Raw genomic sequence first — 12991 nt, forward strand, 5'->3', positions numbered from 1 at the left:
CGTGCCTGATAAATAAATTATATTATAATATGAAATCAATTTTAGAAAACCGTCCGGCACTTGCCAGGGAAGTTAATAAGGTGGCTGAAGTTGCCGGATACTTGTGGCAAAAAGGATGGGCTGAACGTAACGGTGGTAATATCACTGTTAATATCACGGAATTTGTTGACGATGAAATTCGCCGGATGGAACCGATAAGTGAAGTAAAACCTATTGGCGTTACATTGCCATATCTGAAAGGGTGTTATTTCTATTGTAAAGGGACTAATAAACGCATGCGTGATCTGGCTCGCTGGCCGATGGAAAATGGTTCGGTTATTCGTATTCTGGATGACTGTGCCAGCTATGTTATCATAGCCGATGAGGCAGTTGCACCGACTTCGGAATTGCCTTCTCATCTGAGTGTGCATAATGATTTGCTGAGTAAGAATTCTCCTTATAAGGCTTCTGTGCATACTCATCCGATTGAGCTGATCGCGATGACACATTGCGAAAAGTTCCTTCAGAAAGATGTGGCAACCAATCTGTTATGGAGCATGATCCCCGAAACGAAAGCATTCTGTCCGAGAGGGTTGGGTATCATTCCTTATAAATTACCCAGCTCGGTAGAGTTGGCGGACGCTACCATCAAGGAATTGCAGGATTATGATGTGGTAATGTGGGAAAAGCATGGCGTCTTTGCTGTTGATTGCGATGTGATGCAGGCTTTTGACCAGATTGATGTACTGAATAAGTCGGCATTAATTTATATCGCTGCCAAAAATATGGGCTTCGAACCGGATGGTATGACTCAGGAACAAATGAAAGAAATGTCTGTTGCTTTCAATCTTCCTAAATAATACTTGTATAAATCATTGAATTTATCTACTTTAGCGACCGCGGCATTTTCTATGAATGGGGAATGTTGCGGTAACTTTAAAATTATGACACAACTATGAATCGCATTATTCTGAATGAGACCTCTTATTTCGGCGCAGGATGCCGGAGTGTAATTGCTGTGGAAGCAGCCAGACGTGGCTTTAAGAAAGCCTTTTTTGTGACAGATAAAGACCTTATCAAATTTGGTGTGGCTGCTGAAATTATAAAAGTATTTGATGACAACCATATTCCGTATGAACTTTATAGTGATGTGAAGGCGAATCCTACCATTGCCAACGTGCAGAATGGTGTGGCTGCTTATAAGGCTTCCGGTGCCGACTTTATCGTAGCCTTAGGTGGCGGTTCTTCTATCGACACGGCAAAGGGGATTGGTATTGTTGTGAATAATCCGGATTTTGCTGACGTGAAATCTTTGGAAGGTGTGGCTGATACCAAACATAAAGCGGTTCCTACTTTTGCATTGCCTACCACTGCCGGAACTGCAGCTGAAGTGACTATCAATTACGTAATCATCGACGAGGATGCACGTAAGAAAATGGTTTGCGTAGATCCGAACGATATTCCTGCCGTAGCTATTGTTGATCCGGAACTGATGTATTCTATGCCGAAAGGGCTGACTGCCGCTACAGGTATGGATGCATTGACTCATGCTATCGAAAGTTATATTACTCCAGGGGCATGGGCTATGAGTGATATGTTCGAACTGAAAGCGATTGAAATGATTGCTCAGAATCTGAAAGCGGCAGTAGATAACGGTAAGGATACAGTTGCCCGTGAAGCAATGTCACAGGCTCAATATATTGCAGGTATGGGATTCTCTAATGTAGGTCTGGGAATTGTGCATTCTATGGCTCACCCGCTGGGTGCTTTCTATGATACTCCTCATGGTGTTGCCAATGCTTTGCTGTTGCCTTATGTAATGGAGTACAATGCTGAATCTCCGGCGGCTCCGAAGTATATTAATATTGCCAAAGCGATGGGCGTCAATACAGACGGTATGACTGAAGCTGAAGGGGTGAAGGCTGCTGTTGAAGCAGTGAAAGCGCTTTCCTTGAGTATCGGTATCCCGCAGAAATTGCATGAAATTAATGTAAAGGAGGAAGATATTCCGGCGTTGGCGGTAGCTGCATTTAATGATGTTTGTACAGGAGGTAATCCGCGTCCTACGTCGGTAGCGGAAATAGAAGTATTGTATCGGAAAGCATTCTGATACGAATCAAATAAGGTTTGTTTTTTATAGGCATCCGGAGGATCTGAACAGGTACTCCGGATGTTTTTTTATTGTTTAGCATGTGTTTTTTGAAAATAATTCCTACTTTTGTTCGATTCAATTACATGAAAACACGCCTGTATGAGTGAGGAAAATAATCTGGGATTAGAATTTAAATACTTGATTGTAAATGACATGGACCGTAAGTTCGGTCTGTGGGTAAATACAGTTGGCTACCAGTCTATCCCTCCCGATTCTCCTTATCCGTTGAAAGAACATCCGTCCGGCTACTTTTTCAATGCTGAAAAAGGAAGGGTGTTGCGGGAATATCAGTTAGTCTATATAACGAAAGGGCGTGGTTTGTTTTCATCCGATTCTACTCCTGAAAGACAAGTTTGTAAAGGTCGGCTGATGGTGCTGTTTCCCGGACAGTGGCATACCTATTATCCGTTGCGTCAGACCGGATGGACAGAATATTATATCGGTTTTGAAGGGCCGACAATTGATGCAATTGTGGGTGATGCCTTTCTTTCTCCGGAAAGGCAGATACTGGAGGTTGGAATAAACGAAGAACTGGTGTCTTTGTTTTCTCGTGCTTTGGAGGTGGCGGAGGCGGATAAAATATCTGCCCAGCAATACCTGTCCGGCATCGTACTCCATATGATAGGTATGATTCTTTCTATTTCCAAGAATAAGGTCTTTGAGATGAGTGATGTCGATCAGAAGATTGAACAGGCAAAGATACTTATGAATGAAAATGTATCCGGCAATATCGACCCGGAAGAGTTGGCGATGAGGCTGAATATCAGTTATTCATGGTTTCGCAGGGTTTTTAAGGAATATACCGGTTATGCACCTGCCAAGTATTTTCAGGAACTGAAACTTCGTAAAGCCAAACAGATGCTGGTGGGTACTTCCCAATCGGTGAAAGAAATCTCTTTTTTCTTAGGCTTCCAGTCTACCGAATACTTCTTCTCCTTTTTTAAAAAACGTACAGGGCTTACTCCGCTTGAATACCGTTCGTTCGGTCGGGAAGGATAATAATAAGTTATTTATTGTTAATCTTCTTGATGCGATTTAACTTTCCCTCTTTAATCTGGTCAAAGATAATATTGCAATTAAGCAATCAGTTTATTATCAGATTAACAATAAAAAGAAAAGAGACATGAAAAGAATCGTATTTTGGATGGTAGCTTTACTACTGATGAGTGGTGTAGCAATGGCACAAGGTAATCGCCAGGGCGGAAGACAGCAGATGGACCCGAAAACCCGTGCGCAACGTATGACGGAGCGTATGGTGAAAGAATACTCTCTGAATGAAGACCAGAAACAACAACTGTTGGATGTAAACCTTGCTTGGGTGGAAAAAATGGCTGCTAATCAAGGTAGACATTCTAAAGATGATAAAGCTGCTAGGATGACAAAAGAAGAACGTGAAAAGAAGGCAGCGGAAATGAAGAAATCTCGTGAGGATTATGATGCCCAGCTGAAGAAGATTCTGACTAAGGAACAATATGATAGCTATGTGAAAAAACAGGCTGAGCGTGAGAAACAGATGAAAGAAGGGCGTCAGAACCGACAAAAAAGGCAAGGGTAATATAGATTGTAATGAATGGATGTACTTCCTTACGGAAGAAGAATAAAGGAGATACTGCTGATTTTCGGTAGTATCTTTTTTTTGTGTTCAAGCGGTTTTTGCTTGTTTTTTATGAGATTGTGAATAAGTCAATTCTGGCTTGTTTAAAACGATTCTCTTATATAGTTAATAGCTTTGTTGTTAATGAATTAACCTGTTGATAACTTTGTTGAAAACATGGTTGATATCACGATGGACCTGTGAATAAAGGAACCGGGGACGGTTGAACTTATTAGGGGAGAGATAAAAAAAGAACCGCTTAAAAAGCGATTCTTTATTGAGTTGCGGAGATCCGACTCGAACGAATGACCTTTGGGTTATGAGCCCAACGAGCTACCAACTGCTCCACTCCGCGATGTTTAACGGGTGCAAAGGTACGGCTTTTCTTGAATAAAACAAATTATTCTCCAGTTATTTTTCAGAAAAAATATCGGATAATCTCTATTGTATTGAAAATGAGAGGAATATTGCCAGAACTTTTTTTTAGTACCTATTAATATACAAATGTTAATATTCTGCGCTTTTTCTTGTGTGGTCTAAAGAAAAGAATTACTTTTGCTCAAAATATTCAGCAATGTGCAATTAGTATAACCTATGACCGTATCAAAAACGAAAGCCAAGTTAGTAGACGTTGCCCGCCAGCTCTTTGCAAAGATGGGGGTGGAGAATACTACGATGAATGATATCGCTCTTGCTTCGAAAAAAGGTAGAAGAACACTCTATACCTATTTTAAAAGTAAAGATGAAATTTATCTGGCTGTTGTAGAATCGGAACTGGATATCTTGTCGGATATGATGAAACGGGTGGCCGAAAGAGATATGTCGCCGGACAAGAAAATGCTGGAGATGATTTATACCCGGCTGGATGCAGTTAAAGAGGTAGTTTACCGAAATGGAACTTTGCGGGCCTATTTCTTCCGTGATATATGGCGGGTGGAAAAGGTTCGTAAGAAGTTTGATGCGAAAGAAATACAACTTTTCAAAGCAGTATTATTGGAGGGGCAGGCTAAGGGTGTCTTCCACATTGACGATGTAGAAATGACAGCCGATTTGATACATTATTGCGTAAAGGGGATTGAGGTACCTTACATCCGCGGTCATATAGGGGCTCATCTGGACGAAGAAACTAGAAATAAATATGTGTCCAACATTGTGTTTGGCGCACTGCATAGAACAGAAATTTAATTAAATAACTTTTAGTATGGGATTATTAGACGGAAAAACAGCCATTGTAACTGGTGCCGCTCGTGGTATTGGCAAGGCTATCGCTCTGAAGTTTGCTGCCGAAGGTGCAAACATTGCATTTACTGACCTTGTCATTGATGAAAATGCAGAAAATACAGCTAAAGAACTTGAAGCAATGGGAGTAAAAGCCAAAGGCTATGCTTCGAATGCAGCCAACTTTGAAGATACTGCAAAGGTCGTAGAAGAAATCCATAAGGACTTCGGACGTATCGATATTCTGGTGAACAATGCCGGTATTACCCGTGACGGTCTGATGATGCGCATGAGTGAACAGCAATGGGATATGGTAATCAACGTGAACCTGAAGTCTGCGTTTAACTTCATCCACGCTTGTACACCTGTTATGATGCGTCAGAAAGCTGGTAGCATTATCAACATGGCATCTGTAGTGGGTGTTCACGGTAATGCAGGACAGGCTAACTATGCTGCTTCCAAAGCTGGTATGATTGCATTGGCTAAGTCTATTGCGCAAGAACTGGGTTCTCGTGGTATCCGTGCCAACGCTATTGCTCCGGGATTCATCCTGACAGATATGACTGCGGCTCTTTCTGACGAAGTAAGAGCTGAATGGGCAAAGAAGATTCCTTTGCGTCGTGGTGGTACTCCTGAAGATGTGGCAAACATCGCTACCTTCCTGGCATCAGATATGTCTTCTTACGTATCGGGGCAGGTGATTCAGGTAGATGGTGGTATGAACATGTAATCGAACAGCATGACTGTTGTATACGAAGACAACCATATAATTGTAGTCAACAAGACCGCTTCCGAGATTGTCCAGGCAGACAAGACGGGAGATACACCGCTTTCGGAGACTGTAAAACAGTATTTGAAAGAGAAGTATCAGAAACCCGGAAATGTTTTCCTCGGTGTGACACACCGGTTGGACCGCCCCGTAAGCGGTCTTGTTATTTTTGCCAGAACGAGTAAGGCACTCACCCGACTGAACGAGATGTTCCGTTCCGGTGAGGTGAAGAAAACCTACTGGGCAGTGGTGAAGAATGCCCCCAAGGAGCCGGAAAATGAATTAGTGCATTATTTGGTACGTAACGAGAAGCAGAACAAGAGTTTTGCTTATGACAAAGAAGTGCCGAACAGTAAGAAAGCAATTTTAGATTACCGGCTGATCGGACATTCGGAGAATTATTATCTGCTTGAAGTAGATTTGAAAACCGGACGTCATCACCAGATTCGTTGCCAATTGGCAAAGATGGGATGTCCCATTAAAGGTGACCTTAAATATGGCGCTCCACGTTCCAATCCAGATGGCAGTATTTGTCTGCATGCACGGAAGGTACGATTCATCCATCCAGTGTCTAAAGAGCTGATAGAGCTTGTGGCCCCTCTTCCCGAAGGAAATTTATGGAAAGGATTTGAACTGCTTTAGCCAGTACAAGTCCTTTTTCTTTTGCCAAAAGAGTAAATATCCCTGCCATCCCTATGGTAAACTCTGGCGACAGCCTGATAGTTTCGGAATAGATTCTATATTTGCATCATAAAAACTTTTATTTAATTAAATTATACCATGAAGCAAATTCTATATCTGTTACTGGGATGCCTCATTCCTTTCCAGTTTCTAACGGCAAAAATGTATTCTTCACCGGAAAGAACTCCGGTTGATTATGTAAATCCATATATCGGAAATATCAGTCATTTGCTGGTACCCACTTATCCGACGGTTCATTTGCCTAACAGTATGTTGCGTGTATATCCCGAACGGGAGAATTTTACCGGAAATACAATTAACGGACTACCGCTGATAGTGACCAGTCACCGGGGAAGTTCGGCTTTCAATCTGAGCCCTTATCAGGGAGAATTACAAAAGGCAGGCAGCATTATACAATATGGATACGACAATGAAGTTATCAAGCCTTATTATTATAGTGTTGATCTGGATGATGACGGGATGTATGTTCAGTATGCTCCTTCCCACCAGTCCGGTATTTATCAGATAGACTTTTCGCAGACAGACAAGCCTGCTTATCTGATCTTTAACACTCGCGACGGAGAATTAAAAACAGACGGAAAGTCAATCAGCGGTTATCAGAAACTGGGTAACCATACACAAGTTTATATTTATCTGGAAACAGATCAGCAGCCTTTGAAGATCGGTACTCATCAGGGGGCAGTTATTCGCACTACAGATAAGTCTACGCAAGGACATAATGCTTATTATATACTGGAATATCCGAAGGGAACAGCCTCTGTACTGCTTCGCTATGGTGTATCATTTATTTCTTCCGAACAGGCAAAACAAAATTTGCGCCGTGAGATCAAGAACTACAACTTGCAGGCTGTAGCCGATAAGGGACGTTCGGTATGGAATGAGACATTGGGAAAGATTTTTGTAAAGGGAGGTACGGAAAACGAGAAAACAGTATTTTATACTTCTCTTTATCGTACGTATGAACGCATGATTTGTATTTCTGAGGATAGCAGATATTTTAGTGCTTATGACGGGCAGGTACATGATGACGAAGGCATTCCTTTCTATGTAGACGACTGGATTTGGGATACTTATCGTGCCACTCATCCGTTGCGTCTCATCATTGAAACGGAAATGGAGAGCAATATGGTAAATTCATTGATTCGCATGGCGTATCAGATGCAACCCAACTGGATGCCTACTTTCCCGGAAATCAATGGTGACAGCCGTCGTATGAACTGCAATCATGGTGTGGCGACGGTGCTTGATGCGTATAATAAGGGAATGCGCTCATTTGATCTGGCAAAAGCCTATCAAGTCTGTAAAGCTGCCATTACTGAAAAAACACTGGCTCCCTGGTCGTCCAAACCTGCCGGAGTATTGGATCAGTTCTATAAAGACCATGGATACTTTCCCGCACTTGCCGTAGGTGAGCAAGAAACAGTGCCCGAAGTGCATTCGTGGGAAAGACGACAGCCGGCAGCGGTTACTCTGGGAACAGTGTATGACGAGTGGTGTCTGGGAAATATCGCCCAAGCTTTGGGAGATAAAAAAGAGGCAGACTATTTCTTGAAGCGAAGCCTGAACTATCACAAGATATTTAATAAAGAAACCTGTTTCTTCCATCCGAAAGATTCGTTTGGAAACTTTATCCAGCCATTTGATTATCGCTATTCCAGCGGAGTAGGCGGACGCGATGCGTATGATGAAAATAATGGTTGGGTGTATCGGTGGGATCTTCCTCACAATGTAGCCGATCTGGTGAATATGATGGGTGGAAAGGAGCGTTTCGTAGAAGAACTGGAACGAATGTATAGTACTCCTTTAGGGAAAGGACGACCGGATTTTCATCATCAGTTTGGTGACCATACGGGTAATGTCGGTCAGTTCTCGATGGGAAATGAACCTGCCATGCACATTCCTTATCTTTATAATTATGCCGGACAACCTTGGCGTACTCAAAAGCGGGTGCGTAACTTGTTGACGCAATGGTTCCGCAATGATCTGATGGGTATTCCCGGGGATGAAGACGGAGGCGGATTGACTTCGTTCGTCGTCTTCTCGATGATGGGATTTTATCCGGTTACTCCCGGTCTGCCGATGTATGTGATTGGAAGCCCGGTATTTGAGAATCAGACTATTCGGTTGAGTAACGGAAAAACTTTTCAGATCGTGTGCCGGAATTATTCACCGGAAAATAAGTTTATTCAGTCGGCAAAGCTGAATGGAAAGGTATGGGATCAGTCATGGTTCAGCCACGAAGACCTCATGAAGGGTGGAGTATTGGAATTTGTGATGGGTAAACGTCCGAATAAAGCCTGGGCTGCCGGAGACGATGCCGTTCCGCCTTCCTTTGCGATGTAATTGGAAATTCTAACTAAATAAGAAAGATACAGATGAACACATTTAAACTATTAATGGCTGCTTCCTGTTTTTTGGCTATGACAACGAGCGGAGTGGCGAAACAGGACTATTCAAAGAGTGAGGGATTGCTACAGTATGTCGATCCCTATATCGGTTCCGGTTTTCACGGGCACGTATTTGTCGGTACGAGTGTCCCTTATGGTATGGTACAACTCGGACCTAACAATATTCATAAAGGCTGGGACTGGTGTTCGGGATATCATTATTCCGACAGCATCCTGATTGGTTTCTCACATACGCATTTAAGCGGTACGGGATGTACTGATCTGGGGGATATTCTGATTATGCCTCTCAATGAGATCCGTACTCCCAGAGGCAATCAGGACGATATACGTGATGGATATGCGTCGAAATATTCGCATGATAATGAGATAGCCCGTCCGGAATATTATTCCTTACTTCTGGACAGGTACAATATCAAGGCCGAACTGACAGCTACTGACCGGGTAGGCTTTCATCGTTATACCTATCCGGAAGGGAAACCGGCTTCCATACTGATTGACCTGCGCGAAGGCAACGGCTCCAATGCTTATGATAGCTATATCCGTAAAGTGGATGATTATACAGTGGAGGGCTATCGCTATGTCAGAGGATGGAGCCCGTCCCGAAAGGTATACTTTGTACTGAAGAGCGATCAGAAGATAGAGAAATTTACTGCTTATGATGATAATACACCCAAACCCTGGGACCAGCTGAAAGTTGAATCGGTGAAAAGTGTACTGACTTTCGGCCATGTGAAGGAAGTGAAGATTAAAGTGGCTATTTCCTCCGTCAGTTGTGAGAATGCAGCGATGAACCTGCAAGCTGAACTCTCTCACTGGGACTTCGACAAAGTTGTGAAGATGAGCAGCGAACGTTGGAACAAGCAACTGGAAAAGATGACCGTAGAATCAGATGACGAGGCTGCCAAACGTGTCTTTTATACCGCACACTATCACACGATGATCGCTCCGACGCTGTATTGTGATGTCAATGGTGAGTATCGGGGGATGAATGATATGATTTATACAGACCCGAAGAAGGCGAACTATACGACTCTCTCCCTGTGGGATACCTATCGTGCTCTGAATCCTCTGATGACTATCATCCAACCCGAGTTGGTAGACGATGTAGTCAATTCAATGCTTTCTATTTATAGGCAACAGGACAAACTTCCTATCTGGCCTTTGATGAGCGGTGAAACAAATTGTATGCCGGGGTATAGCTCTGTTCCGGTGATTGCAGATGCTTACCTGAAAGGATTTACCGGATTTAATGCGGAAGAAGCCTTGACAGCAATGAAAGCGACAGCCACTTATGAAAGGCAGAATGGAGTTCCTTATGTGCTGGCAAAAGGATACATTCCGGCAGATAAAGTTCACGAAGCCACTTCTATCGCTATGGAATATGCAGTAGATGACTGGGGGATTGCCGCTATGGCACAAAAGATGGGAAAGACGGCTGATTATGAAACATTCTCAAAACGTGCTCATTACTATAAGAACTATTTCGATTCTTCTATCCACTTCATTCGTCCGAAACTGGAGGATGGTTCCTGGCGTACTCCTTATGATCCGGCACGTTCTATTCATGGAGTCGGTGATTTTTGCGAGGGTAACGGATGGCAATATACTTTTTTTGCTCCGCAAGATCCTTATGGATTGATTAGCCTGTTCGGCGGTGACAAACCGTTTACTTCCAAGCTCGACAGTTTCTTTACGAACAATGACAGTATGGGTGAAGGCGCTTCCAGCGACATTACCGGTCTTATCGGACAATATGCACACGGCAATGAGCCGAGTCATCACATTGCCTATCTCTACACCTATGCCGGTGAGCAGTGGAAAACGGCTGAAAAAGTTCGTTTCATCATGAGTGACTTCTATACAGACCGGCCGGATGGCATTATCGGTAATGAAGATTGTGGACAAATGTCTGCCTGGTATCTTCTTTCGGCTATGGGATTCTATCAGGTAAACCCGTCTGACGGTGTATTTGCTTTCGGAAGCCCGCGTTTTAAGAAGATAGAGGTGAAAGTGCGTGGAGGCAAAGTGTTTACAGTAGAGGCTCCCAATAATAGTGAAGAAAATATCTATATCCGGAAGGTTTACTTGAATGGCAAACCTTACCATAAAAGTTATATTACATACAATGATATAATCAACGGCAGTACCTTGAAGTTCGAGATGGGTAAAAAGCCGGATAAAAACTTTGGCAAAGCTTCTGCTAACCGGCCAATTGTTTTGAATAAATAGGAGGAAGAAGTTTTTTTAGGGTAAGTGTAAGTATTGGTTAGGATGATTAACGCCTTCAACTTATTAGCGAAAGCTTATATTTGAAGGCGTTTTTCTTATTTATAGGAGATACGGAACTAAAAAGAAGAAGAGGTTGTGTCAAAATGCTGGCACAACTTTTTTTTATGCGCAAAGCCCAGACTTTCCCAAGCCCGGGCTTTGTTATTACCTAATTTTTTTGTAACTTTAGGCATTACATTTTCGTTATGGCAAAGTTACATTTTCGTCCTTACATTCCCAACCAAACCGTTCTTTTTCCACAAAGAATTGATGAAAACATAGCTGCGAACGACCCTGTCCGCATCGTCAATGCAGTTGTTGATAATCTCAATCTTGATAATTTCAAGAAGCTTTATAAAGAAACTGGGCGCTCAGCCTATCATCCTAAGATGATGCTCAAGGTCATTATCTACGCTTACATGAACAATATCTATTCCTGCCGTAAAATCGAGAAGCTTCTTTTGCGTGACATCCATTATATCTGGCTTGCCGGTAATGAGCATCCGGATTTTATTACCATCAACCGTTTTCGTAACCGTGTAAAGGAGGAAATAAACAACGTATTCACGCAGTTGGTTCTTGTCCTTGCCGACAAAGGTTTCATCAGTCTTGACGTGGAGTATATCGACGGTACCAAGATCGAGTCCAAGGCCAACAAATATACTTTTGTCTGGCGCAAGACAGTCGAAAGGAACCGTACAAGGTTGATGGATAAGATCCGCATCCTTCTGGAGCAGGTGGATGAAACCATTGCACAGGAGAACTCCGTAAAAGACACATCCGTGGAGTTCACTCCCTCCATGCTCTCGGGCATAGCGAATGAACTTAAAGAAGCCCTGGAACACCGGCCTGCAACAAAGGACAAGGAAGAAAAGAAAACCCTGCGGGAGAAAAAGAAACAGGTCAGGGAACTTGAAGGGTATCGTGACAAGCTGATGGAATACGACAATCACCTTGATGTCCTTGGAGAACGTAATTCCTATTCCAAGACCGATCCTGATGCCACATTCATGCGCATGAAAGAAGACGCCATGAGGAATGGGCAGACCAAACCCGGATATAATTTGCAAACAGGCACTGAAAACCAATTCATCATAGACTTCCGACTGTTTCCCAACCCTACCGATACGCTGACCCTCATTCCTTTTTTCCACTCCTTCCGGCACCGCTATAACCGCTTACCTGCTATCGGTGTGGCAGACTCCGGTTACGGCTCGGAAGAAAATTACCGGTTCATGCAGGAGAACGGGATAGAAGCCTTTGTCAAGTACAACTACTTCCATAAAGAACAGCGTCCCCGTTATACGTCCAACCCGTTCCATGCGGAAAGTCTCCATTACAATGCGGAAGGGGATTATTACGTTTGTCCGATGGGGCAGCACATGAACCGCATAGGAACCAAACGTGACAGAACGGTGAGCGGATACACCACCGAAAGTGCCCGGTATAAGGCACAAAGATGCGAGGGCTGTCCTTTGCGTGGAAGTTGTTTTAAAGCACGGGGGAACCGTATGATAGAAGTCAACCACCGGTTAAACCAATACAAACGACAAGCCCGGGAAAGGTTGCTCTCAAAAGAAGGAATCAGGCATAGAGGCAGGCGGTGTATAGAACCGGAAGCTGTTTTTGGACAAATGAAATACAACATGGCATACAGAAGGTTCCGGCATGTGGGAGAAGACAAGGTGACAATGGACTTTGCCTTCTTTGCCATAGCTTTTAATATCAAAAAGATGTGTGCAAAACTGAGAAAGGCAGGAAAGGGACTCATTACATTTGCTAAATCTATGCTTATTGGGCTATTTATAAACCGCTACAAGTGGAAGATAGCAACGTCTTACCAAATGAATCAGAAAAAAGCATCATAAGCAAAAGAAAATATAGCAGGACTGTAAAACGTA

At 43.1% G+C, this 12991-nt stretch carries 10 protein-coding genes and 1 tRNA gene; 10 read left to right on the forward strand and 1 reads right to left on the reverse strand.

The features are described from left to right. Positions 1-29: 29 nt before the first annotated feature. The 4 genes from rhaD (at position 30) to K6V30_RS07355 (ending at position 3686) form a co-directional block, all read left to right on the forward strand. Positions 30-839 (forward strand): rhamnulose-1-phosphate aldolase, encoded by an 810-nt coding sequence (rhaD, locus tag K6V30_RS07340; RefSeq protein WP_010536412.1) that lies wholly within the window; start codon positions 30-32, stop codon positions 837-839. Between the two features lie 95 nt (positions 840-934). Further along, positions 935-2089 (forward strand): lactaldehyde reductase, encoded by a 1155-nt coding sequence (gene fucO / locus K6V30_RS07345; protein WP_055269158.1) that lies wholly within the window; start codon positions 935-937, stop codon positions 2087-2089. A 141-nt stretch (positions 2090-2230) separates the two neighbouring features. Further along, positions 2231-3130, forward strand: a complete 900-nt coding sequence (locus tag K6V30_RS07350; protein ID WP_010536414.1) for an AraC family transcriptional regulator — start codon at positions 2231-2233, stop codon at positions 3128-3130. A 124-nt stretch (positions 3131-3254) separates the two neighbouring features. Beyond that, positions 3255-3686, forward strand: coding sequence for a DUF4890 domain-containing protein (locus tag K6V30_RS07355; protein ID WP_010536415.1), 432 nt, complete (start codon positions 3255-3257; stop codon positions 3684-3686). Positions 3687-4007: 321 nt separating this feature from the next. Here K6V30_RS07355 and K6V30_RS07360 read toward each other — a convergent pair. Continuing rightward, positions 4008-4080 (reverse strand) — tRNA-Met (locus K6V30_RS07360). Between the two features lie 239 nt (positions 4081-4319). Between K6V30_RS07360 and K6V30_RS07365 the strand changes: the two genes are divergently transcribed. From K6V30_RS07365 to K6V30_RS07390, 6 genes are all read left to right on the forward strand, one after another. Continuing rightward, positions 4320-4910 carry a TetR/AcrR family transcriptional regulator gene (locus K6V30_RS07365; RefSeq protein WP_010536416.1) on the forward strand — a complete coding sequence of 197 codons (591 nt, stop codon included), beginning with the start codon at positions 4320-4322 and terminating at the stop codon, positions 4908-4910. Positions 4911-4926: 16 nt separating this feature from the next. Next, the gene (gene fabG / locus K6V30_RS07370; protein WP_010536417.1) at positions 4927-5673 is read left to right on the forward strand and encodes a 3-oxoacyl-[acyl-carrier-protein] reductase; all 747 of its coding nucleotides are present in this window, start codon (positions 4927-4929) and stop codon (positions 5671-5673) included. Between the two features lie 9 nt (positions 5674-5682). Then, positions 5683-6354, forward strand: a complete 672-nt coding sequence (locus tag K6V30_RS07375) for an RluA family pseudouridine synthase (protein ID WP_010536418.1) — start codon at positions 5683-5685, stop codon at positions 6352-6354. Positions 6355-6492: 138 nt separating this feature from the next. Then, the gene (locus K6V30_RS07380; RefSeq protein ID WP_055269160.1) at positions 6493-8757 is read left to right on the forward strand and encodes a GH92 family glycosyl hydrolase; all 2265 of its coding nucleotides are present in this window, start codon (positions 6493-6495) and stop codon (positions 8755-8757) included. A gap of 32 nt (positions 8758-8789) precedes the next feature. Beyond that, entirely contained in the window at positions 8790-11051 is a 2262-nt protein-coding gene (locus K6V30_RS07385) for a GH92 family glycosyl hydrolase (RefSeq protein ID WP_022301072.1), read from the forward strand. Between the two features lie 245 nt (positions 11052-11296). Continuing rightward, positions 11297-12958 carry an IS1182 family transposase gene (locus tag K6V30_RS07390; RefSeq protein ID WP_010536421.1) on the forward strand — a complete coding sequence of 554 codons (1662 nt, stop codon included), beginning with the start codon at positions 11297-11299 and terminating at the stop codon, positions 12956-12958. The last annotated feature ends 33 nt before the right edge of the window (positions 12959-12991 follow it).

The sequence above is a fragment of the Bacteroides faecis genome (assembly GCF_020091505.1).
Classification (GTDB): domain Bacteria; phylum Bacteroidota; class Bacteroidia; order Bacteroidales; family Bacteroidaceae; genus Bacteroides; species Bacteroides faecis.

Bases quoted from the DNA above. Each gene is read 5' to 3' on its own strand.
- rhaD (WP_010536412.1), top strand. From the start codon at position 30: ATGAAATCAATTTTAGAAAACCGTCCGGCACTTGCCAGGGAAGTTAAT.
- K6V30_RS07375 (WP_010536418.1), top strand. From the start codon at position 5,683: ATGACTGTTGTATACGAAGACAACCATATAATTGTAGTCAACAAGACC.
- K6V30_RS07385 (WP_022301072.1), top strand. From the start codon at position 8,790: ATGAACACATTTAAACTATTAATGGCTGCTTCCTGTTTTTTGGCTATG.
- K6V30_RS07355 (WP_010536415.1), top strand. From the start codon at position 3,255: ATGAAAAGAATCGTATTTTGGATGGTAGCTTTACTACTGATGAGTGGT.
- K6V30_RS07365 (WP_010536416.1), top strand. From the start codon at position 4,320: ATGACCGTATCAAAAACGAAAGCCAAGTTAGTAGACGTTGCCCGCCAG.
- fabG (WP_010536417.1), top strand. From the start codon at position 4,927: ATGGGATTATTAGACGGAAAAACAGCCATTGTAACTGGTGCCGCTCGT.
- K6V30_RS07350 (WP_010536414.1), top strand. From the start codon at position 2,231: ATGAGTGAGGAAAATAATCTGGGATTAGAATTTAAATACTTGATTGTA.
- fucO (WP_055269158.1), top strand. From the start codon at position 935: ATGAATCGCATTATTCTGAATGAGACCTCTTATTTCGGCGCAGGATGC.
- K6V30_RS07380 (WP_055269160.1), top strand. From the start codon at position 6,493: ATGAAGCAAATTCTATATCTGTTACTGGGATGCCTCATTCCTTTCCAG.
- K6V30_RS07390 (WP_010536421.1), top strand. From the start codon at position 11,297: ATGGCAAAGTTACATTTTCGTCCTTACATTCCCAACCAAACCGTTCTT.